The sequence below is a fragment of the Candidatus Nitrospira bockiana genome (assembly GCF_965152565.1).
Map to the genome: position 1 here is coordinate 588942 of NZ_OZ224215.1, position 20622 is coordinate 609563.

The 20622-nt window shown below is 66.1% G+C and carries 16 protein-coding genes; 12 read left to right on the top strand and 4 right to left on the bottom strand.

Annotated features, from left to right (window positions below; translation table 11 throughout):
* Positions 1-54: 54 nt before the first annotated feature.
* Positions 55-261, bottom strand: a complete 207-nt coding sequence (locus ACWHYV_RS03215) for a hypothetical protein (protein ID WP_447979218.1) — start codon at positions 259-261, stop codon at positions 55-57.
* Between the two features lie 181 nt (positions 262-442).
* Here ACWHYV_RS03215 and ACWHYV_RS03220 point away from each other — a divergent pair, with 181 nt between their 5' ends.
* The 4 genes from ACWHYV_RS03220 to ACWHYV_RS03235 all read left to right on the top strand — a co-directional run bounded on the left by ACWHYV_RS03220 (position 443) and on the right by ACWHYV_RS03235 (position 5178).
* Entirely contained in the window at positions 443-3475 is a 3033-nt protein-coding gene (locus ACWHYV_RS03220) for a PAS domain S-box protein (protein WP_447979219.1), read from the top strand.
* Positions 3476-3576: 101 nt separating this feature from the next.
* Positions 3577-4407, top strand: a complete 831-nt coding sequence (locus ACWHYV_RS03225; protein WP_447979220.1) for an AAA family ATPase — start codon at positions 3577-3579, stop codon at positions 4405-4407.
* Positions 4408-4418: 11 nt separating this feature from the next.
* Positions 4419-4739, top strand: coding sequence for a DUF167 domain-containing protein (locus ACWHYV_RS03230; protein ID WP_447979221.1), 321 nt, complete (start codon positions 4419-4421; stop codon positions 4737-4739).
* A gap of 1 nt (position 4740) precedes the next feature.
* The gene (locus tag ACWHYV_RS03235) at positions 4741-5178 is read left to right on the top strand and encodes a glycine zipper family protein (RefSeq protein WP_447979222.1); all 438 of its coding nucleotides are present in this window, start codon (positions 4741-4743) and stop codon (positions 5176-5178) included.
* A gap of 83 nt (positions 5179-5261) precedes the next feature.
* On the opposite strand, the gene ACWHYV_RS03240 is transcribed toward ACWHYV_RS03235, so the two are convergent.
* Both ACWHYV_RS03240 and ACWHYV_RS03245 read right to left on the bottom strand, forming a co-directional pair.
* The gene (locus ACWHYV_RS03240) at positions 5262-6536 is read right to left on the bottom strand and encodes a M28 family metallopeptidase (protein ID WP_447979223.1); all 1275 of its coding nucleotides are present in this window, start codon (positions 6534-6536) and stop codon (positions 5262-5264) included.
* Between the two features lie 16 nt (positions 6537-6552).
* The gene (locus tag ACWHYV_RS03245; protein WP_447979224.1) at positions 6553-6966 is read right to left on the bottom strand and encodes a ferredoxin-thioredoxin reductase catalytic domain-containing protein; all 414 of its coding nucleotides are present in this window, start codon (positions 6964-6966) and stop codon (positions 6553-6555) included.
* A 188-nt stretch (positions 6967-7154) separates the two neighbouring features.
* On the opposite strand from ACWHYV_RS03245, the gene ACWHYV_RS03250 reads away from it, so the two are divergent.
* The 5 genes from ACWHYV_RS03250 to ACWHYV_RS03270 all read left to right on the top strand — a co-directional run bounded on the left by ACWHYV_RS03250 (position 7155) and on the right by ACWHYV_RS03270 (position 13581).
* Positions 7155-10136 carry a VWA domain-containing protein gene (locus ACWHYV_RS03250; protein ID WP_447979225.1) on the top strand — a complete coding sequence of 994 codons (2982 nt, stop codon included), beginning with the start codon at positions 7155-7157 and terminating at the stop codon, positions 10134-10136.
* Positions 10137-10230: 94 nt separating this feature from the next.
* The gene (locus ACWHYV_RS03255) at positions 10231-10635 is read left to right on the top strand and encodes a hypothetical protein (protein ID WP_447979226.1); all 405 of its coding nucleotides are present in this window, start codon (positions 10231-10233) and stop codon (positions 10633-10635) included.
* 335 nt (positions 10636-10970) lie between these two features.
* Positions 10971-11915 (top strand): IS110 family transposase, encoded by a 945-nt coding sequence (locus ACWHYV_RS03260; protein ID WP_447976880.1) that lies wholly within the window; start codon positions 10971-10973, stop codon positions 11913-11915.
* A gap of 43 nt (positions 11916-11958) precedes the next feature.
* Positions 11959-12900 (top strand): malate dehydrogenase, encoded by a 942-nt coding sequence (gene mdh / locus ACWHYV_RS03265; protein WP_447979227.1) that lies wholly within the window; start codon positions 11959-11961, stop codon positions 12898-12900.
* Between the two features lie 75 nt (positions 12901-12975).
* A complete protein-coding gene (locus tag ACWHYV_RS03270; protein WP_447979228.1) occupies positions 12976-13581 on the top strand; it encodes a urate hydroxylase PuuD in 606 nt (201 codons plus the stop codon).
* Positions 13582-13650: 69 nt separating this feature from the next.
* On the opposite strand, the gene ACWHYV_RS03275 is transcribed toward ACWHYV_RS03270, so the two are convergent.
* Positions 13651-14028 carry a DUF2294 domain-containing protein gene (locus ACWHYV_RS03275; protein WP_447979229.1) on the bottom strand — a complete coding sequence of 126 codons (378 nt, stop codon included), beginning with the start codon at positions 14026-14028 and terminating at the stop codon, positions 13651-13653.
* A gap of 430 nt (positions 14029-14458) precedes the next feature.
* On the opposite strand from ACWHYV_RS03275, the gene ACWHYV_RS03280 reads away from it, so the two are divergent.
* From ACWHYV_RS03280 to ACWHYV_RS03290, 3 genes are read left to right on the top strand one after another with little or no spacing between them, the layout of a single operon-like run.
* Positions 14459-17035: a proton-conducting transporter transmembrane domain-containing protein gene (locus tag ACWHYV_RS03280; RefSeq protein ID WP_447979230.1), complete on the top strand. Its 2577-nt coding sequence runs from the start codon at positions 14459-14461 to the stop codon at positions 17033-17035.
* A complete protein-coding gene (locus tag ACWHYV_RS03285; RefSeq protein WP_447979231.1) occupies positions 17035-20283 on the top strand; it encodes a DUF2309 domain-containing protein in 3249 nt (1082 codons plus the stop codon). Before ACWHYV_RS03280 ends, ACWHYV_RS03285 begins: the two co-directional genes overlap by 1 nt.
* A gap of 4 nt (positions 20284-20287) precedes the next feature.
* A complete protein-coding gene (locus tag ACWHYV_RS03290) occupies positions 20288-20608 on the top strand; it encodes a P-II family nitrogen regulator (RefSeq protein ID WP_447979232.1) in 321 nt (106 codons plus the stop codon).
* The last annotated feature ends 14 nt before the right edge of the window (positions 20609-20622 follow it).

Here is a 20622-nt window from a genome sequence, read left to right on the forward strand (position 1 = left end):
CTGCAGGCGTCACAGCCTTCGCTCCCTGCACCCGCTCGCCGTCCCTACTTTCGGTTACCGATCCTCATCGTCACGATGACGCTCGTGGCGCTCGTCATCGGGAGCCTCGTCCTTCATTACGTGGAAGGCCGCTTGGTCGCCGCGACTGGCCACAACCTCACGCTGGCGGCCGCCGAGATCGCCGACAAGGTCGATTGGCTCGTGTTCGAGCGGTATGGCGACATGCTGATGATGGCCCGAGCCTTCAAAGGTCGTCTGCATGATCGCGCCTACCTCGAGACGTACCTGCAATCGATGAAGGAGGCCTACGCCCCGGTCTACTCCTGGTTGGCGGTGACGGACGATCGAGGCGTCCTGATCGGGTCCACCGAGTCGACCATGATCGGGCGGGACCATAGCGCCGATCCCTGGTTCACCGAGGTTCGGGCCACGGGGCAGGTCTATGTCGGAGACGTGGGGCTGCACGAAGGTGGGCGGGTTCGACAGCGTGGCGTTCACCGCCCCGATTACGGGGCCCCGCGGCGAGTTCGCCGGGGTCGTGACCGCGCGCGTGGCGACCGTAACCTTGGAGCAGGTGGTGACGCAGACCCTGCGAGGCATCAAATCCAGGCCCGGGCTCCTTCCGAACATCGAATACGAGTTCCTGACCGGTACGGGCGAGATCTTCGTCGATTCCGACCTGGACCACAAGGGCGGGATCAATCTGAAGGAGCTGGGCCTCCCCTCCGCCCGCTTGAGCGAGTCCGGTGAGCCGGGATACGTCGAGGAGCAGCATGCGCGGCGCCATGTTCGGGTCGTCACGGGCTATGCCCGGACGCAGGGCGAAGGGACCTTCCGCGGACCCGACTGGACGATCTTGGTTCGCATGGACCGCCGCGACATTCTCGCCCCTGTTCGGATGGTCCTCATCAACATCGGGATCGCGGGAGCCGTGATCTGGACGCCGATGTTGATCGTGCTGCTGTGGGCGACCGGCCGGCTGCACCGGGAGTGGGCGCAGACCCAACTGGAGACGGCGCGGGCGCGTGCCGCGGAGGCGGCCCGGCGGGAAAGCGAGGCCCGTACCCGAATGATCATTGAAACCGCCCTGGACGCCGTGATCGTCATGGATGAAGCGGGACGCATCACCGACTGGAATGCGCAGGCGGAGACGATGTTCGGGTGGAGGCGGCACGAGGCGGTCGGGCTGTCGCTCGGGTCGATGATCATCCCGCCGCCGGGTCGCGAGGCATACGAAGAGGAAATGCGCCAGATCGTCCACGCCGGCGAGCGGGCCGGCGAGACCCGCCGCGTCGAGATGACGGCGTGCCGGCGGGATGGAACCGAATTTCCGATCGAATTGTCGATTTCCCGCGCGCGCGTCGGAGAGGTCTCCACGCTCAACGCGTTCGTGCGGGACGTCACCGAGCGCAAGCTTGCCGAGATGCAGCTCCGGGAGAATGAGGAGCGGTATCGATCCGTCGTGACCGCGCTCAACGAGGGGGTGATGCTCGTCGATGCGAAGGGCGGCATCCAGGCGTGCAATACCAGCGCGGAGCGGATGCTCGGCCGAGGCGCCGAGGTGCTGCTCGGGCACAGTATCCGGGAGGCCGCCCGGCAGATGGTGCGCGAAGACCGCTCGCCGTTCCCGATCGACGCATTCCCGGTGGTCGTCACGCTGGCGACCGGGCAGCCGTGCTCCAACGTCGTCATGGGCGTTCAGACTCAGACGGGCGGCGTGCGCTGGATCTCCATGAACTGCCGTCCGCTGACCCACACCGAAGAGCAGATGCCGTTCGCCGTGGTCGTCTCGTTCACCGACATCAGTGAGCAGAAGCAGGCCGAGCAGCGGCTCCGTGTCCAGCACGCGATCAGCCGGGTGCTGGCCGAAGCCTCGACCCTCCAGCAAACGGCCCCCCTGATCCTCGAAACCATCTCCGAGCCGCTCGGTTGGTCGCTCGGCGTCCTATGGGTCCTCGATCGCCACGCGTCCGTCCTCCGGTGCCTGGAAAGCTGGGCCGCGCCCCATGCCGGCATGGCCCCGTTTGAAGCGGCCAGTCGGGAGCGGACCTTTCAGCGCGGCGTCGGGTTGCCCGGCCGGGTCTGGGAGACGGCCCAACCGGCGTGGATCTCCGACATCCCGAGCGACGCGAACTTTCCGCGCGTCCCGATGGCCCAACAGGTCGGCCTGCACGCGGCGGCGGCGTTTCCGATCCTCGTGGGCGGCGCGGTCGAAGGAGTCATGGAGTTTTTCAGCCGCGACAAACGGCCCCCGGACGCGCACGTCTTGGCTCTCATGGCGACGATCGGCAGCCAGGTCGGGCATCTGATCGAGCGCAAGCAGTTGGAGGAGCAGCTCCGCCAATCGCAGAAAATGGAGGCGATCGGCCGGCTGGCCGGCGGGATCGCGCATGACTTCAACAATCTCCTTACCGTCATCACCGGCTACACCCAGGTCGCGTTGGCCCACGTGAAGGACGATGAGCCGTTGCGGGCCGAACTGGAGGAGATCCGCCAGGCGGGCGACCGTGCGGCCGCGCTCACCAGTCAGTTGCTCGCCTTCAGCCGCCGGCAGGTCGTTCAGCCGAAGCTGCTCGATCTCAACGGCATCATCGTCAACCTGGAAAAGATGTTGCAACGCCTCATCGGGGAGGACGTGAATCTCATCGTCACCCTCGAACCGTCGCTCGGACGGATTCAGGTCGATCCGGGGCAGATCGAACAGGTCATCGTGAACGTCGCGATCAACGCCCGGGACGCCATGCCCAAAGGCGGCCGGCTGGTCATCGAGACGCACGACGTCGAGTTTGCCGACGGGTCCGCCTGGCGTCCCGTGAACCTCCCGCCCGGTGCCTATGTGGAGCTGGTGGTCAGCGACACGGGGTGCGGCATGGACGAGTACACCCGCAGCCACATGTTCGAGCCGTTCTTCACCACCAAGGAGCATGGGAAAGGGACGGGGTTGGGCTTGTCGACGGTCTACGGGATCGTCAAGCAAAGCGGCGGGGAGATCGTCGTGGACACCGCTCCCGGTCGCGGCACGACCCTCTCGATGTTCTTCCCCCGCGTCCGGGAGGCCGACCCGCGGCCCGAGGGACCGGGCCTCGGGGGGGCGGTTCAACCCGGCACCGAGACCCTGTTGCTCGTGGAAGATGAGCCGGCGATCCGGGCGCTGGCGTGTGACGTCTTGCGGCAGCAGGGGTACCAGGTGCTCGAGGCGCGCCATGGCGTGGAAGCTCTCTTGACCGGCAGCCAGTATCTCGGGCCGATCCATCTTCTGATCACGGATGTCGTCATGCCTCAGATGAGCGGCACGGAAGTCGCCGAACGTCTCCTGCACGAGCGGCCTCAGCTCAAGGTGATGTTCATGTCCGGCTATACCGACGACGCCATCGTCCACCACGGCGTCAGACAGGAAGGGACGGCGTTCCTGCAAAAGCCGTTCACGCCGACGGCGCTGGTCCGGAAAGTGCGCGAAGTCCTCGACGGTCCGTAGCCCGAGCGCCGGCGGGCCGTGATGCCCGAGGAGCAGTGCTCCGGCGCGGCCCTTGCTTCGCGCCCTTGCTATTTCACGCATGTTTCGGTTATTCGTGGTCCATGCCGGAGGCCGTGCACAAAGGCCAGGAACTGGAGATCGACCGGTACCGGATCGAGCGGGAGCCGTACTATGCCGAGGTGAGCGGTGAGGTCGGCCTGTTTCTGGTCGCCGCCGAGAGCCGAATGCCGGTCATGCTCAAAGGGCCGACCGGATGCGGCAAGACCCGGTTCGTCCAGTACATGGCGTACCGGCTTGGTCGGCCTCTCATCACGGTCGCGTGCCATGAAGACCTCACCGCCTCGGACCTCGTCGGCCGGTATCTGCTGAAGGGCGGCGAGACCGTCTGGGTGGACGGTCCGTTGACGTTGGGCGTGAAGCACGGCGCCATCGTCTATCTCGATGAAATCGTCGAGGCGCGCAAAGACACGACGGTGATCATTCACCCCCTGACCGACGACCGACGGCTGCTCCCAATCGAAAAGAAGGGGCAGGTGCTCCCCGCCGTCGATGAGTTCCTGCTCGTCATCTCCTACAACCCCGGTTACCAGAGCGTGCTCAAGGATCTGAAGCAGAGCACCAAGCAGCGATTCATGGCGATCGAATTCGGCTACCCGCCTGACGACACCGAGATCCGGATCATCCGGCATGAAGCCGGGGTCGACGAGGACACGGCGCGTCGTCTGGTCAAGCTCGGCGAGAAGGTGCGGAACCTGCGTAACCATGGGCTCGAAGAAGGCGTGAGCACCCGCCTGCTCATCTATGCCGGCGCGCTCATTCGGAACGGCGTTCCGCCGGTGGCCGCCTGCGATGCCGCGATCGCCCGTCCGATCACCGACGACGCCGACATGCAGCGGAGCATCCAAGAGCTCGCCAAGGCGATCTTCGGCTGAACCAGGCGGCTGTGCCGGCTCCGTCCCCGTCACCCATTCACCAGACCCCCGACGGCGTCATCCTGACCGTTCACGTCCAGCCCAATGCGGCCCGCTCCGAGTATGCGGGCCTCCATGGCGACGCCGTGAAGATCCGCATCGCCGCGCCGCCGGTCGAAGGAGCGGCGAACGAAGCCGTCCGTCGCTTCCTGAGCGAGCGCTTGGGTGTTCCCCTGCGGCGCGTCACCCTGCTCGCCGGACAGACGGGACGGCGAAAACGGATCAAACTCATCGGCGTGCACGCCAAAGAAGTGACCGCGCGGCTCACGAGCGGCGGAGAGAAGGAGCGATGACATGATGCGACGCGTGCGAGGCATCCGGTGGCTGATGTGGATCCTTCTCCCGGCCGTGGCGATGGCCGGCTGCGGCGGACCCAAGCCGGTGCTCTATCCAAATGCCCACCTCGAGCGGGTCGGAAAGGAGGCGGCTGAGCAGGACATCAAAGACTGCCGGCAGATGGCGGAAGCGGCGGGGGCCCGTCCGGGCGAGAGCAAGGCCGGTCAAGTGGCGGGCAGCACGGCGGTTGGAGCCGGGGTCGGGGCAGCGAGTGGGGCGGTCGGCGGGGCGATCAGCGGGGCAGCCGGGAGCGGGTCGGCGATCGGCGCCGCAACGGGAGCCACCTGGGGACTGCTGAGCGGCCTGTTCCGGCGCCCGCATCCCGGTCAGGCGTACATCAACTTCGTGAATCGATGCCTGCGAGAGAAGGGGTATGAGCCGGTGGGTTGGGAGTAGTGGTGAGTAGGGGTAGGGGATATGGGGTAGAGGGATGGGTGAAGAGGTGAAAATGGGAAATGGGATTGGAATTGATACGGCTGTCAGAACAAGAAGCAGCCGGGGAAATCGGCGAGTAGACACTGCATTCGGATCGAGAGACGCTCCAGCCGCTTGATGTCATCCGAGGTCGGGTGGGTGATGTTCACCGTCCGCAGCCACCGATCATCCTGCCGTAGCTTCCACAAGGAGAGGCGTGAGGTGCCCGGGATCGCCGTCGCTTCGTCGGCGGCCTGCGCGACCAGCGGCCGGAACGTCTCGACCTCGTCGGCCCATTCGATCCGGCGGTCTTCGAACCCATAAGGACCGGGATCGTCGTCGAGTGCCTGCAACAGGTGCGCGAGCCATTCGACCGTGGCGGCCATCCGCTCATAATGGAGCGTCCCGGGGAGGTCGGTCGGCCGGTGATAACGCGGCGTTCGGCCGGCGGATAGAAAGACGAACGGAACCCCGGCGTTGCGAAACGCGTCGTAGTCGCTGAACGGCGTCTGCCCGACGAGCGGGATCTCTTCGACGAGATGCAGCCCGACCGGGCGCACGGAGAGCCTGGGGCCCGCTGAGGCGGCTCGGACACTGAGCGCCGGAGATGAGGCGGCTTCCATCACCTGTCGGTACAGGCCGGGACTTTTCTCCGCCCCGGCGGCAAAGATCGTCTGGGCGAGAGGTCCCCAATGCACCCCGCCCATCAGGTCCATCACGATGATCGCATGGAACGCGGAGGGCGAGCCGATCTCCGGAGGCAGGTGCGAGACGAAGTGCCGGGATCCCATCTTCCCGGTTCGAAGATAGGGGGCCTCCTCGGTATTGAACGCGACGAAGAGCACCGGATGGTGCCGGAGCGCGGGCAGCCGCCGCGCCGTCTCCAGGAGGATCGCGACGGCGGAGGCGTTGTCGTCCGCGCCCAGGTAAGGGCCGCCCAAATGGTCGTAGTGGGCCCCCAGCAGGATCCAGCGAGGCGCGGCGGATTCCATGCCCGCCCGGCGGAGGCCGATTAGATTGTCCCCCAGGTCCGGGGAGACCGGTTGCCCGTAACCATGGAGCGACGGCAGCGACTCGAGGCCGATTTCTGCGAATTGCGCCATGATGTATTCGGCCGCTTTGCGGTGCCCGGGTGTCCCCGGCTTCCGCCCACGCAATTCGGGGGCCGCGAGGAACTCGACGTGTCGGTGCAAGCGTCGGGCGAGATCGCTGACCACCGGCAAGGAGCTGGGATCGATTGCCGCCATAGTGCCCAAGGCATGCTCTGCCAGCGTCAGGGTGATGAAGAGGACCACAAGGCGGAGGAGGGTGGAGCCAGACGGCCGGAATCGTACTGCCACGAACAGGTCACCCGGCTCACGGATCGCTTCCGGGCGAATCGGATTTCGCCCGATGGCGGAGGGCGCGGCCTTTGTCGGGGGTAGGGTCGGGGACCAGGCCGTAGATCTGCCGGCCTTCGTGGTCGTCCGGGAGGTATTCGGTGATCGGCAGGCCGTCCTCTCGAACGAACAGAAGGCAGTGGCAATACTTGTAGATCTGCATCTCGTCGCAGGCGCAGATCCAGCGCCGGAGCTTGGCCTCGGCCTGCTTGTCTTGGTAGAAGTTGCAAGGGCAGAGCGGCTTTCCGAGCTCATCGACGTGCGCCGCCAGACCGTTCACGACGGCGTCCGTCACCGCGGGATTCGGGTGAAAGGTGGTGCCGCTCTTTTCGGCGAACCCCTTCACGAACTTCCGCATCTTCTCCAAGCTGTGTTCGCTCGGTCCTGCCATGTGTCCGTCTCAGCGCCAGCGCAGATCGGCTTCAGGCCTTGCTCAGTGATCGCGTCGGCCCTCGGCACAGTAGTCGATTGCTTGTAGAAGCGTCAAGAACCGCGTCGGGCGGCGAGGCCCAGTTTACAAAGCGCCGACGCCTTCTTTACAATCCACCACTTTCAGAGCATCAGCGTGCTGGTTGAACCGTGGAACGACTCATCGAGCGCCTGACCAAGCACATGGAACGCCGTGAAGCCGTCGCGTGGGTGACGGAGGTCCAGCGGTCTGCCGGCTCACCGGCGCTGTCCGGGATCCTCGTGCTGTTGGACGAGCTCGAGGAGCTGTCGGCGAAGTGCGCGGCCGCAGCCGTCGAGGCGTTCGCGGCGCTCCGGCGACGCGAGGCCCTTGCCTCGATCCTACCATGGCTGGATCTCGGTGTGGCCATCTCGGCGGCCTCGGGGGCGGCCGGGTTGAAATATTTCAAAGAAAGCCCCCCTCTCGTGGCTCTCATGCCCGCCTCCGTGCGCGGAACCGCGCTCGAGCACGCGTTGGAATTGGCGGAGGCCGACTCGAACGTGGCGCTTGAATTCATGAGACAGGCTCAAGACTTGCTGGCGGTGTTGCCCGCCGAGGCCTTGGCACGCTGGTGTGAGCTGGGGCTGGAGCTCACGCGGGCCGACTATGTGCTCGGCATGGAGTTCTTCCGTCAAAGCCCGCGGATCGCCGAGGCGGTCCCCGAGGATCATCTCAGGTCGTGGATCGCTTTCGGGACGAAGTTGATCACGCAGAACAGCCTGGGGAAGCCGGATTACGTCGGTACGCTCGAGTTTTTTCGCCGAAGTCCCGGCCTGTTGCGTGAGATCACCGGTGCCGCTCCCCGCAAGGGAGTCATCGATCTGGGCTCGGCCTTGGCCGATCGTGACCCCGCCGCGGCTGGCGCGATGCTTGCCGAAAGCCCCCAGATTCTCGCCCGCCTCCCTTCCGAGGAATGGCGCACCCGCGTCCTGCAGTACGGACTCTTCGTCGCCGGGCGGGACAGCGAGGCGGCGCTTCATTATTTGCGGCGCTGCCCCGAGGTGTTGGAACGAGCAGGATCCGCCGAGGCGCGGCTGGTGTTCGAGGAATGGTATCGAGGCGGGATGACCGTCCTCGAGCTGAGCGCCGAAGGCGGGCGCGCCTACTTCGCGTTGGAGACACGAAAGGCCCTGACCGCCCTGGAGGAGGCGGGGAGCGCGGTGCCGCTGCGGCGCGTGACTCGCATGTTGAAGCTGTTCGCCGAGGGGCTGTGTGGACGGGAGATCAGCATCCGAGCGCAGGTGGACACGGCCGGCTCGCCACCCCGGCCCCGGCTGTCGCTAAGCGCGGAGACGGCCGTCATCGGCCTGCCGGAGATGCTCCAGCGCTATCCGACGCGCGAGGGGAACATCCGGCTGTACACGGTGATGACCGCCCATGAAGCGGGCCGACTCGTGTTCGGTACGTACCAGCTCTCCTGGCCGTCGCTCGGCGACCTGATCACCGAGGTCCGGACGCGATATGGCGGGGGCGACTCCCAAGTCCACACGCTCGGCGAGCTGTTTCGGCTCTATCCCCAACCGGCCCTGATCCGCGACCTCTGGATGATTCTCGAGGATGCGCGAATCGAGCATCACTTGCAGGACGAGTATCCCGGGCTGGCGAAGGACCTCGCGGTCTTGGCTCGGGACCTGGTCGCCACGCGGACGTTGGATCATGGCATGACGGCCAAAGAGATGGTCGTCGATTGCCTGCTGCTGATGACGACGGCCGAGCCCGGGACCGTACGGATCCCGGATGCCTTGACCTCGGTGGTGGTTCCGGCTTGGGATCTTGCGCGACAGGTCTTGACGCGGACCGCGACGGCGGCCGATGCCGTCCGGACCGCCGATCGGCTGTACGTCTTGCTGGATCGGATGGTCGCCGGGGCTGCGCCACGCGAGGGCTCGGACGGCGCCGATGCGCAGCCGGCGAGCGCCGGTGGACCGCCGGCGTCCGAGGACAGCGGGGCCGCTTACCGGCCCGTCACGAACTGGTCGTATCGCGGTGAGATGGACCCGGACTGGGTCCAGGACCGCGGGGCGCGGGACGGGGATCGGATTGGCGCGAGCAGCGCCGGCACGACGAGCGGGGAACGCGACGAGCCCGGCGAACGGGAAGACAGCCCCCGGGCCGTCCCGCAGGGCGAAGCCCGGGAGGGCGCACGCGGCGAGGATGAGGCTCAGGGGGACGGCGGGCGAGAGGCTCTGCTCGGGGACGAGGGACGTCCGCGGCTACCGGCGGGCCAGGCCTTCCTCTACGACGAATGGGACGGCTCGATGCAAGACTACCGATCGGGATGGTGCCGCGTGACCGAGCGGCTGCCCGGCGCATCCGACAGTGATTTCGTCGACAGGACGCTCTCCATCCACGGCCCGAGCATCCGCGTGCTCCGTCGCTACTTCGAAAGCCTCAAGCCCTCCGGCCTTCGGCGGCTCTTCGGGCAGGCGGACGGTGAGGAGCTCGATCTGGACGCGGTCGTGCGGCGTCTGCTCGAGCACGCGGCGGGCGTGGAAGGCACCGAGCGCGTCTACCTGCAGCGGGACAAGCGCGAGCGGGAGGTGGCGGTCGCCTTCCTGGTCGACCTCAGTGGCTCGACCAGTCGGCAGATCGATTCCGCCGGGCGGCGAATCATCGATGTGGAAAAGGAAGCGCTCGTGCTACTCAGCGAGGCCGTCGAAGCCATCGGCGATCAATACGCCATCTACGGCTACTCCAGTCGCGGGCGTCGCGCCGTGGATTTCCTGCTGCTCAAGGAGTTCGACGAGTCGGTCGTCCGTTCGTCACCGAGGATCGGGGCGATCGCCCCGCTCCAGCAGAATCGGGACGGAGCCGCCATCCGCCACGCCGCGCGGAAGCTGATGGCACGGGATGCGCGCGTCCGGCTGCTGATCCTGATCAGCGACGGGAAGCCGCTGGACGAGGGCTATGCCGACGAATACGCCTTGGAGGACACGAAGAAGGCGCTCCGGGAGCTGCGCGGGCAGGGCATCCATTCGTGCTGCATCACCGTGGATCAACGCGCGGACCACTATCTGAAGCGGATGTACGGCGACGTCCGCTACATCATCATCGATCGCGTGGACGCGCTGCCGGCCCGGCTGCCCCGGATCTATCAGCGCCTGACGGCGTAAGAAAGTGATGAACGATGAACGATGAGCGATGAATAGGGAACCAGCGCTCGTTGAGCATTCTTCGTTCATCACTCTGCATTCATCACTGGTAACGATGGCTCATTCTGCCGAACATACCGTGCCGCCCTGGCTCTACAAGTTGTTCACGGGGCATCAGTACCCGTATGTCCGGCGGTTGGCGAAGTTTGCCAAGCCCGCGAAGCCGGGCGAAGAGCGCAACGAGCCGACCAAGGAGGAGATCGACGCGAAGTTCTGGGAAGTCTTCCCCCGGTGCTCGGTGAAGGTCCTGGAGGAAGTAAAATCGGGAATGATCGTCACGTTCCACGAGCTCGGGGCCTATCCGCCGGGGGGCTACCAAGCGCTGATCGACCAGCCGGAAGCGTTCTTGGCACGGACCTATGGGAAGAAAAAGATCAAAGTCAATTTCTATGACGGAGAGAATTTCGTCTGCACGATCAATTTCAAAGTCGGCGGGTGGACGGGACACGACGAACAGTGAATTAGGTTAAGGTTGAGGTTGAGGTTCAGGAGGGATCTCTCGTCACGGCTTCATCCGTCTTACCTCAGCTTTTCAGGCCCGAGCGGAACGTGGGTGGAAAGCAAGACTCTCGCCGCTCTCGCTCAGCCTTAACCTTGTATCTTTCACCTGATCTTTTACTATGACGCGAGCATGAACCCCGGACGTGATAGGCCGATGAACCTTCGGTCCCGTAGACCGTGGTTGAGCGTGGTCGTCACGTCCTTGCCTCCCCAAGCTCGTACAGTTGCCTGGGCCGTGAGCCCGCATCGTGGCAAGGCCGAGCGAGTCGGAGGCCTTCACGAGGAGGAGCACCCATGACTGACACGCCTCGCTTTGTTGGCATTGACGTCTCCAAGGAGCAGCTTGACTGCGCCGAGCGGCCGTCGGGGGCGCGGCAGGTGGTGCCGTACACCGAGGCCGGTCTCAAGGCGTTGGTGGAGCAGTTCCAAGCCGCGCGTCCGGTCGCCATCGTGGTCGAGGCGACGGGGCGCCTCGAACTGCCGCTGGTGAGCGCCCTGGCGGCTGCGGGGCTGCCGGTCTGCGTCGTCAATCCGCGGCAGGTGCGCGATTTTGCCAAAGCCACCGGGCGGTTGGCCAAGACCGATGCGCTGGACGCCGCCGTCCTGGCGCAGTTTGCCGAAGCGGTCCGGCCGGCGCCCCGGCCGATCGCCGATCAGGCCACCCAGGAGCTGCGGGCGCTGCTGACCCGCCGGCGGCAGCTCCTGGACATGCGGACCGCCGAGCAGAACCGCCTGGGGACGGCGCCCCGGCGTGTGCAGCGCCAACTCGAGGCCCATCTCGCCTGGCTGGACCGCCACCTTGCCCAGGTCGATGAGGAGCTCTCGCAGTTGATCCAGTCGCTGCCGCTGTGGCGCGCAAAGGAGGATCTGCTGCGCAGCGTGCCGGGCGTTGGCCCGGTGATGAGCCGCACGCTCCTGGCGGAACTCCCGGAACTCGGCACCCTGAGCCACAAACACCTGGCGGCCTTGGTCGGGGTGGCGCCGCTCAACCGCGACAGCGGCACGCTGCGCGGCCGGCGCACCTGCTGGGGCGGCCGCGCCCCCGTGCGGCAGGTCCTCTATATGGCGACGCTGGTCGCGGTGAAGTGGAATCCGGTGATCAAGGCGTTCTATGGCCGACTCCGGGCCGTCGGCAAGGCGCCCAAGGTCGCCCTGGTCGCCTGCATGCACAAGCTCCTGACCATTCTCAACGCGATGGTCAAACATCAATCACCGTGGCGAGTCAGCTCGCCCGCTTGACAATCAAGACAGTTGCTCAACCTCAACCTTCTGTGAGGGCGCTATGGGGCGGCCAAAGATTACGGTGGTGGGGGCCGGGAACGTCGGCGCGACGGTGGCGCAGCGGTTGGCGGAAAAGAACTGCTACGACATCGTGCTCGTCGACATCGTGGACGGCATTCCACAAGGCAAGGCGTTGGACCTCTCCCAAGCGGGGCCGATCTGCGGCTATGGCTCGCGGGTGAGCGGGACGACGAGCTTCGACGGCACGGAGGAGTCGGCGATCGTCGTCATGACCTCCGGGGTTCCACGGAAGCCCGGGATGAGCCGGGACGAGCTGCTCTCCACGAACGCCAAGATCATTGAAGGGGTCGCGAAGGAGGTCGCGAAGCGCTCGCCGCAGGCGGTCCTCATCGTCGTGACGAACCCGCTCGACGCGATGGCGCACGTCGCGCACCGGGTGAGCGGGTTTCCCAAGCAGCGCGTGATCGGCATGGCGGGCGTGCTCGATTCCGCGCGCTTCCGTTCGTTCATCGCCGCCGAGTTGCAGGTCTCGGCGAGCAACGTTCAGGCGATGGTGCTCGGCGGGCACGGAGACACGATGGTGCCGTTGATCCGCTATACGACCGTGGCGGGCCGTTCTCTGGATGAGTGGCTGCCGAAGGATCGGCTCGAGGCGCTGGTGGCGCGGACACGCGAGGGCGGCGCCGAAATCGTCAACCTGTTGAAGTCCGGCAGCGCCTATTACGCGCCGTCCGCGGCCGTCGTCGAGATGGTCGAAGCGATCCTGCAGGACGAAAAAAAGATCCTTCCGTGCGCCGCGCGATGCGACGGAGAGTACGGGATCCAGGGGCTGTTCGTAGGAGTGCCGGTCAAGCTCGGACGCGCGGGCGTCGAGGCCATCCTGGAATACCGGTTGACGCCGGAGGAGCGCGCGGCGTTGACGGCCTCGGCCGCGGCGGTCAAGGATTTGTGTGAGGCGGTGGATCGCCTGATGAGGCCCTAATGGCTCATTGACTTTGCGTGTGGCGTGGGGTAGAGAGATTTGCTTAGCATCAAACCGATCGACTGAGGTGAGTCCATGAAATTTCTGGAAGATCCGTATCAGACTTTGGGGGCGGGTTTCGTGGCGACGCTGATCCTGGCCGTGTTGTGGATCGCGATCGTCGGCATGCCGTCGGACGCCGGGGCCTGGCTGGAGCAGCTTCTGCGATGGACCCATTTCCTCGCCGGGATTACCTGGATCGGGCTGCTGTACTTCTTCAACGTGATCAACGCCGGGTTCCTCAAGGGGCTCGACGCCGCTCAAAAGGGGGTCGTGGTGCCGCGGTTGATGCCCAACGCCCTCTGGTGGTTCCGGCATGGCGCCACGGTCACCGTCCTCGCCGGGATCGGCCTGATCCTGATGCTGCACCCCACCCCGACCGGGACCGGAGACATCGCCATCTGGATCGGCGGCCTCCTCGGGATCATCATGATGATCAACGTCCACGCCATCATCTGGCCTTGTCAGAAGGAGATCATCCGGATGACCAAGGAGTCGGCCGAGACGGGAAAGCCCACCCCGCCCGAGATGGCCGCGCTCGGGCGAAAAGCCCTCCTCGCATCCCGGGTCAACTTCATGCTGTCGATCCCGATGCTGTTCTTCATGGGAGCCGCCAGTCACCTGGCTCAAACGGTCAAGTAGGACACGCGCCCTGAGACCCGTGAGCAACAGCCGGCGACCGTCGCCGGCTGTTGTGTTTCCGGGCCCTGCTCAGCCCTGTTGCAGGGTGGATTCCAAATCGCGCTCGAGGGTGAACACGATGATCCGCTCGCCCAGATGGGCATCGATGTCCGTGTACAGCGCCGTCGCGTTGATGCCGGTGATCTCGGCGATCTGCTCGCACAGTCTCTCGCGACCTTGAGCGATCAGGTTTTGGCGCAGGCGCTTGACCATGTCGACGCCCTCGACGGTCTTCGCCAGTTGCCGCTCGGCTGGGGTCAGGACTCCCTTCAGCCGGACCAAGACGATGTCACGGACGATGAACGCTCGAACGTCGTCGGGGCCGCGCCCCATGAACTCCTGCTCGAATCGGATCACCGCGTTCCGGATCGCCGCTTCGGTTTCGCCCTTTTTCCGCCCGTTTTTCATGACCATGCTCTGCCGGGCCGACGGCCGAACAGAAAGGGTTGGATGAGGGAGTGGATTATAGAGAGATCCATCGCGCCGGAACAACCGTCCTGCTCCAGCCGCCCTCTTCCAGCGTCGGCGCCATGCCTCCGTTGCCGTGACCTATCCCGGGTCTTCCCTAGGTCCACCAACCGGAACAGGCTGAGCCGGGCGGGCCCTCGCATAAGCCGAAATTCTTGGCGAGATTGAGCCGAAAGGGCTCTTTCTCGCCCGAGCGAACCTTGGTATAACCCGGCGTGAATGGTCCCGGAGGCTTGTGAGAGGCGGCCGGGGTCTTCCGACACATGGCTGTAGGGCGATCGGTTCTGAAGGGGGCCGAAAGCAGTGCAAGCCAACCGAATCTCTCCGGTGAGAGCGGTTGGCTTTTTCTTTTTGTGAGGCCGGACGCATCATGATGACCGTGGCACTGTTGATCCCCGTCCTGCCGAGTGTGGCCGCGCTCGTCATTGCCGCACTCGGGGCTCGTCGCGCGGACCTCGGTGCAAAGATCGGCACCGTTGCCGTCGGGCTCGCCGGGGCCCTGTCGGTTTGGGCGCTTCAGCGGGTCATCGAGCAGGGGCCCGCCGAGCTCGTGGTCTGGCAATCGACCGGCTACGGACCCTGGGCCTTCTATCTGGACCGGCTGAGCGGCGTGATGCTGGTCCTGATCACGGCGGTCAGCGCCGTCGTCCATCTCTACTCCCGGCGATACCTGCAGGGCGATCCCGGGTATGCCCGCTTCTACGCGTTGCTTGCGCTGATGACGGTGGTGCTGATCTGTTTGGTGACCAGCGTCAACCTGCTCGTGCTGTTCGTGTTCTGGCAGCTTCTGAGCTGGCTCCTCTATCTGCTGCTCGTCTACAACTACGAACGCCGGGCCGCCTGCGACGCCGCGCTCAAGACGTTCCTGGTGCACCGCTTCGGCGACCTGGCGTTTCTCGCCGGCGTCGTGCTCGCGTACCGCGCGTACGGCACGCTGGACCTCCGTGAGCTGTTCACCCGGGCGTCGGACCTATCCCTGACGTGGACGCTGTGGCCGACGGATCTCGAGATGACGGCGGCGACCGCCGTCGCGCTGCTCGTCTTCGTGGGCGCGATGGCCAAGTCGGCTCAGTTCCCGCTGCATGTCTGGCTGCCCGATACCATGGACACTCCCACGCCGGTCTCGGCGCTCATGCACGCCGGCATCGTCAATGCCGGCGGCTTTCTCCTGAACCGGCTCGCCCCCCTCTATGCAGAGAGCCCGGTCGCCTTGCACGTCATTTTTGTGATCGGCGGGGTCACCGCCATCCTGGGCGCCAGCATGATGCTGACGCAGAACGACGTCAAGAAGACCCTGGGCTTTTCGACGATGGGGCAGATGGGCTACATGATCATGGAATGCGGCCTGGGCGCCTTTGCGCTCGCGATCTTCCATCTGATTGCGCACGGGCTGTTCAAGGCCACCTTGTTCTTGGGATCGGGCCGCGGCATTCAGGCGGTCCGCCGTGAAGGCCGGACCCCGTCGCACGGACCGGTGCCGGGACGGCGTTTCTCGCGGCTGACCTGGCTCACCGGCTTCAGCCTGACCCTGATCCTGCCGCTCCTGATCGTGCTCTTGGCGCACAACATGCTCGAAGTCCCGCTGCTCGAAGCGCACGGGAGCGTCATCTTCCTGTTCTTCAGTTGGGTGACCGCGTCGCAGGCGATCTTCAGCCTGTACAAGCTCGAGACGATCGCGTCGTGGAAGGTGGCGTCCGCGATGGTGGCCGTGCTGCTGCTGTTGGCCGTGACCTATCTCTGGGCGGGCGAGGCGTTCAGCCGCTTCCTCTACCCGGGCCCGGGCGAGGTCGCCGGGTATTTCGCCGCCGCCGCCTTGCCGGGATGGATTTTCGATGCGATCGTCGTCGGCGCCACGGTCCTGATCATCGGCGTCTGGGTCTTGCTCTATGCCGATGCGCGCGGGCAGCACCTCGTCGCTCCGGCCTGGGTGACGCACCTTCGCCGTCGCCTGTACGTGTGGCTGACGAGCCGGCTCTTCGTGGATCTCGTGTATCAGCGAGGCGCGCGCGCGATCCGCGGCGCCGGTCAGCGGTTGCTCGTCCGTGTGGGGGATCAGCGCCGTCTGCCCGACGCCGTCGTCTACGGAGTGATCGGGATCGGCCTCGCTGCGATCGGCCTGGCGGTTGTCTTGGACGATCCGCTTCGGGGGGCGCTGCTCATGCTCGGCTCGCTGATCGTCCTGCCGCTCGTGCCGTTTCACGTCGGCGTCGTCGAAGGCGCCGGTCGCCTCTCGGGGCTCGGGTCGGCGCTCGTCGCGATCCTGCTTCCGATCATCGGGTTCACGGCCGTGTCCCTCATGCCCGAGCCGTTTCCACGTGAGTTTCAGATCGTGGCCCAAGGTCTCAGCGCCGTCACGGCGGCGTACGGCTCGCTCGCGGCCGTGGCCGAGCGCCATGTCGCGCGGCGCCTCATGTACGGCTATCTCGCGCAGATTGCGCTCGTCTGGTGGTTTCTCGCCGGCCCCGATAGGCCGGTGGCTTCGCTGGGCGCCTATGTCGCCTCCCTTGCCTCGATCATGGGCGGGCTGCTCGCCGTCTGGGGGCTTGTTGAAAAGCGCGTGGGCGTGCAGCGGCTGGAGCAACTCGGGGGCCTCGCGGGCTCCATGCCCGGCTTGGCCGTCGCCTTCACGCTCTTCCTGGTGGCCGCGATGGGGCTGCCGCTCTTCGGGCCCTTTTACCCGCTATTGGATCTTGCGCTGACCATGCCCACCGGGATCCCGACCATCCTGCTCGTCGCCTCCGTCTGGATGGCCGCCGCCTGGCACTATGCGCAGCTCCTGCAAGAGCTGTGGTTCGGGCAGCCGAGGTTCCGGCTGCTGACGTGGGACCTGCGCCTCGCGGAGGCCCCGCTCCTTGTCCTCTTGTTCGCGGCCGCGGTGGTCGCGACCGTGGCTGGCGCCGAGAGCGGGTCCGTGCTGATCCTTCTGTCGGAGGCGTTGAACGGGTGATGGCAGCGGCACCTGAACGACGTCCACGGTACAGCGACGCGCAGCGCATGGAGCTGCGCTCGCTGGTGCACCTGGCCGGAGAGGCCGTCGCGCCGTTCTGGCCGATGCGCACGTTCATTCACCACAATCCGCTCCATGGCTTCGAGCATCTCGAGTTCAGCGAGGCGGTCCAACGAGGGGAGCATCTGTTCGGGGGGCGGGGCTATCTGCCGTCGGCGATGGTTCGGAAGCTGCTCTTCCGCGGGCGCATCGGCGAGCGCGAGCTGGATGCAGTCCTGCGCACCAGGGCGCGCGACGAGGTGGTGGAACTGGCGGGGAGAAAGCTCTCTCACCAGGACGTGTTGCACGTGCTCTTGGTCCACGGCCCGAGCGCACCCGATGTGCAACAGGCGGAGCAGGCGGCCACGCGTGCGGCCGACCGCGACCTGCTGGAATCGCTCGCGCGTCGGCTCGAGCCCATCATCGACGGGCGTGACCTCTCCCGTACGGTCCTCGCGGCCGCACACGGGGACACCGCGACGTTGGGTCAGCAGGTCAGCTTGAGCGCGTGGTGCGACGAGACGTTCGGGACGGACCTCAGGGATTTCATCAACCAGAGCATGATCCGGTGGTGCGCGGCGTTCCTCGACGAGGGACATGCCACCTGGACGATGCCGTTGCGCGAGAAGACCTTTTATGGAAGCTGGCGCACCCTGTCCGCCTACGATCGGACCGGCGAGCTCCTGGGCTACGGCGATCTGTCGCCCGCAATCGACCGGCTTCCGGAGAGACCGGAAGATGCGCTCCTCGAGAGTCTCGAACGGCTCGGTATCCCCAAAACCTGTTGGTCCGACTACCTGTCGCTGCATGCGGCCGCGCTCCCCGGCTGGACGGGATTCATCCGGTGGCGGGCCGGTCGGCCCGACTATCCCTGGCAGCACGCGTATCCGATCGACCTCGTCAAATACCTCGCCGTCCGGCTGTTCTATGAACGCGAGTCGGTCGCTCGAGCCTGCCGGCGGCACGCCGGCATCGAAGGAAGCTTCACGAGCATCGCCGACTGGGTACGAACGCACCCCGAGGAGTACTTCCTGCGACGCGAACAGATCGCCGGCCGCTTGCCCGATGCCATCGCGGCCGAGGTCGACTGGCTGATCCGGGTTCGATCGGACGGGTGGGCCGCGCTCGCGGACCGGTATCGCGCCGAGTGGGGAAGCCGGCTCGCCCGCGGTGAGCGGCTGATCAGCGCCTGGCGGATCTTAGGGGTGGCGCGTTCGATCGGCGTCGAGCCTGCTGCGTTCCTCGAGGCCGGGACGGACGCGCTCCGGCGGATCGTGCAGTGGATCCAGGAGTGCCCCGAGGCGGCGCACGGGCCCATATGGCTGGAGGCGCTCGAGCGCACGTACCAGACGTCGCTCGTCCGGTCGCTGTCCACAGCCCTCGGCTCGACGGCCTCGACGGAGCCGCCGGCCTCCTGCGTCCGCCCCTTTGCGCAGACGGTGTTTTGCATCGACGTTCGGTCGGAAGCGCTGCGCCGGCATCTCGAGCATCTGGGGCATCATGAGACCTTCGGGATCGCCGGGTTTTTCGCCGTTCCCATTCGGTACCAGCCGTTCGGCGAAGCGCCGCCGGTCGAGCTGTGTCCCGTGCTGGTCAAGCCGCGGCACGTCGTGCGGGAGATCCCGCGCGCGTATCAGGGGCAGGCGGCCCGTGAGCACCTCGCCATGCGCCGGTGGCTGCGGGCCGGGAAGGACCTCCTGCACGACTTGAAGGAGAACGTCATCACGCCGTACGTGATGGTCGAGACGGTCGGGTGGGCGTTCAGCCTGCCGTTTCTCGGGAAGACGGTCGTGCCGGTGTGGTACAGGCGCTTGCAAGAGTGGCTGACGCGGCGGCTGGTCGGGCCGGTCGCGACGACGATGACCGTCGACAAGCTGTCGCGTGAGGAGGCCCGGGAGATGGTCGCCATGGAGCAGCGGGCCGTGATCCGGCAGGTGCTGCGCGAGCGGCTCGGCCCGCATGGGCCGCCGATCCTGCCCGAGCTCGTGGAAAGCCTTCGCCGCGAAGCGGTGGACGAGCTCGATCCGGATCCGGGAGGCACGGCGCTGTGGGGGATGGCGCCGGCCGATCGCGCCGCCGTGGTGCACGCGCTCCGCACGCAGTACGGCATCGATCCGCGCAGCGCGGCCCAGCAGCTCGACCGGATCACGCAGACGGGGTTTACGACGGACGAGCAGGCCTTGTTCGTGGAAACCGCCCTGCGCCTGATCGGCCTGACGTCCAATTTCGCGCGCCTCGTGCTGTTCTGCGGCCACGGCAGCACGTCCGAGAACAATCCGTACGAGTCGGCCCTCGACTGCGGAGCCTGCGGGGGCAACCACGGCCATGCGAACGCACGGGTGCTGGCCGCGATGGCGAACAAGACCTCCGTGCGGACGCTGCTCGCACAACGCGGGATCGACATCCCGGCGGACACCCACTTCTGCGCCGGCGAGCACGACACCACCACGGATGAGATCCGTCTCTTCGATCTCGAGGACGTGCCGCCGACGCACCGCCATGACCTGACGCTGTTGCTCACCGACCTCCAGAAGGCCGCCGATCGGACCAGGCAGGAGCGGTGCCTCCGGCTTCCGGACATTGCGCAGCCCCTCTCGCCGTCCGAAGCGGCCCGGCAGGCGCTGAGACGAAGCGCCGATTGGACGCAGGTCCGCCCGGAGTGGGGATTGTCGCGGAATGCGGCGATCATCATCGGACGGCGCGGCCTGACCAAGGACATGGACCTGCAGACCCGGACCTTCCTCCACTCCTACGACTGGGCGCAGGACCCGCGCGGTAAGCTGCTGGAGATCATCATGACCGGCCCCCTGGTCGTCGCACAGTGGATCAACATGGAGCACTACTTTTCCACGGTCGACAACGAGGTCTATGGGAGCGGGAGCAAGGTGTACCACAACGTGGTCGGCAACGTCGGGGTCATGTACGGGACGCAGAGCGACCTCCGGATCGGGCTGTCGTGGCAGACGGTGATGGACGGCGACGTGCCGTACCACGAGCCGATGCGGCTCACGGCGGTGATCGAAGCGCCGCGCGATCGGATCACCGCGGTCATCAGGCGCAACGACCTGCTGCAACGGCTGTTCGATCTCCACTGGGTGCACCTGTGCGCGCTCGATCCGGAGACTCGAGAAGTCTACCGGTATCGTCCGGATCGGGGGTGGCACCCGTTCCTTGCCGGCGACGTGGACCGACTGGTCACAAAGGGGTGAGACGATGGACCGACTGACGCTTCATCCGATGAAGGAGATCAAGATCATCGTGCAGGGAGAGCACCAGTACTTCGTCACCGAGCTGCTCGACCGGGTGAAGGCTTCCGGCTACACGATTTTCAACAATGTGTCCGGAAAAGGGCACCACGGGTTTCATGAGGGGCACCTCATGTTCAACGACACCAGCAGCCAAGTCATGATCTTGACGGTGGTCCCGGAAGAAAAGTTGGAGCCGATTCTCGCCGGGCTGACCCCGCTCTTCAACAAGCATTCGGGCGTCATGTTCGTCCTCGACGTCGCCGTCTCGCGCCGCGAGCGCTTCTGAGGCGTGCCGAGCGC

Excerpts from the sequence above, each read along its gene's own strand:
- ACWHYV_RS03280 (WP_447979230.1), top strand. The coding sequence starts at position 14,459 with ATGATGACCGTGGCACTGTTGATCCCCGTCCTGCCGAGTGTGGCCGCG.
- ACWHYV_RS03225 (WP_447979220.1), top strand. The coding sequence starts at position 3,577 with ATGCCGGAGGCCGTGCACAAAGGCCAGGAACTGGAGATCGACCGGTAC.
- ACWHYV_RS03215 (WP_447979218.1), bottom strand. The coding sequence starts at position 261 with ATGCAGACGACCTTTGAAGGCTCGGGCCATCATCAGCATGTCGCCATA.
- ACWHYV_RS03235 (WP_447979222.1), top strand. The coding sequence starts at position 4,741 with ATGATGCGACGCGTGCGAGGCATCCGGTGGCTGATGTGGATCCTTCTC.
- ACWHYV_RS03275 (WP_447979229.1), bottom strand. The coding sequence starts at position 14,028 with ATGAAAAACGGGCGGAAAAAGGGCGAAACCGAAGCGGCGATCCGGAAC.
- ACWHYV_RS03290 (WP_447979232.1), top strand. The coding sequence starts at position 20,288 with ATGGACCGACTGACGCTTCATCCGATGAAGGAGATCAAGATCATCGTG.
- ACWHYV_RS03255 (WP_447979226.1), top strand. The coding sequence starts at position 10,231 with ATGGCTCATTCTGCCGAACATACCGTGCCGCCCTGGCTCTACAAGTTG.
- ACWHYV_RS03270 (WP_447979228.1), top strand. The coding sequence starts at position 12,976 with ATGAAATTTCTGGAAGATCCGTATCAGACTTTGGGGGCGGGTTTCGTG.
- ACWHYV_RS03245 (WP_447979224.1), bottom strand. The coding sequence starts at position 6,966 with ATGGCAGGACCGAGCGAACACAGCTTGGAGAAGATGCGGAAGTTCGTG.
- ACWHYV_RS03220 (WP_447979219.1), top strand. The coding sequence starts at position 443 with ATGTCGGAGACGTGGGGCTGCACGAAGGTGGGCGGGTTCGACAGCGTG.
- ACWHYV_RS03260 (WP_447976880.1), top strand. The coding sequence starts at position 10,971 with ATGACTGACACGCCTCGCTTTGTTGGCATTGACGTCTCCAAGGAGCAG.
- ACWHYV_RS03285 (WP_447979231.1), top strand. The coding sequence starts at position 17,035 with ATGGCAGCGGCACCTGAACGACGTCCACGGTACAGCGACGCGCAGCGC.
- mdh (WP_447979227.1), top strand. The coding sequence starts at position 11,959 with ATGGGGCGGCCAAAGATTACGGTGGTGGGGGCCGGGAACGTCGGCGCG.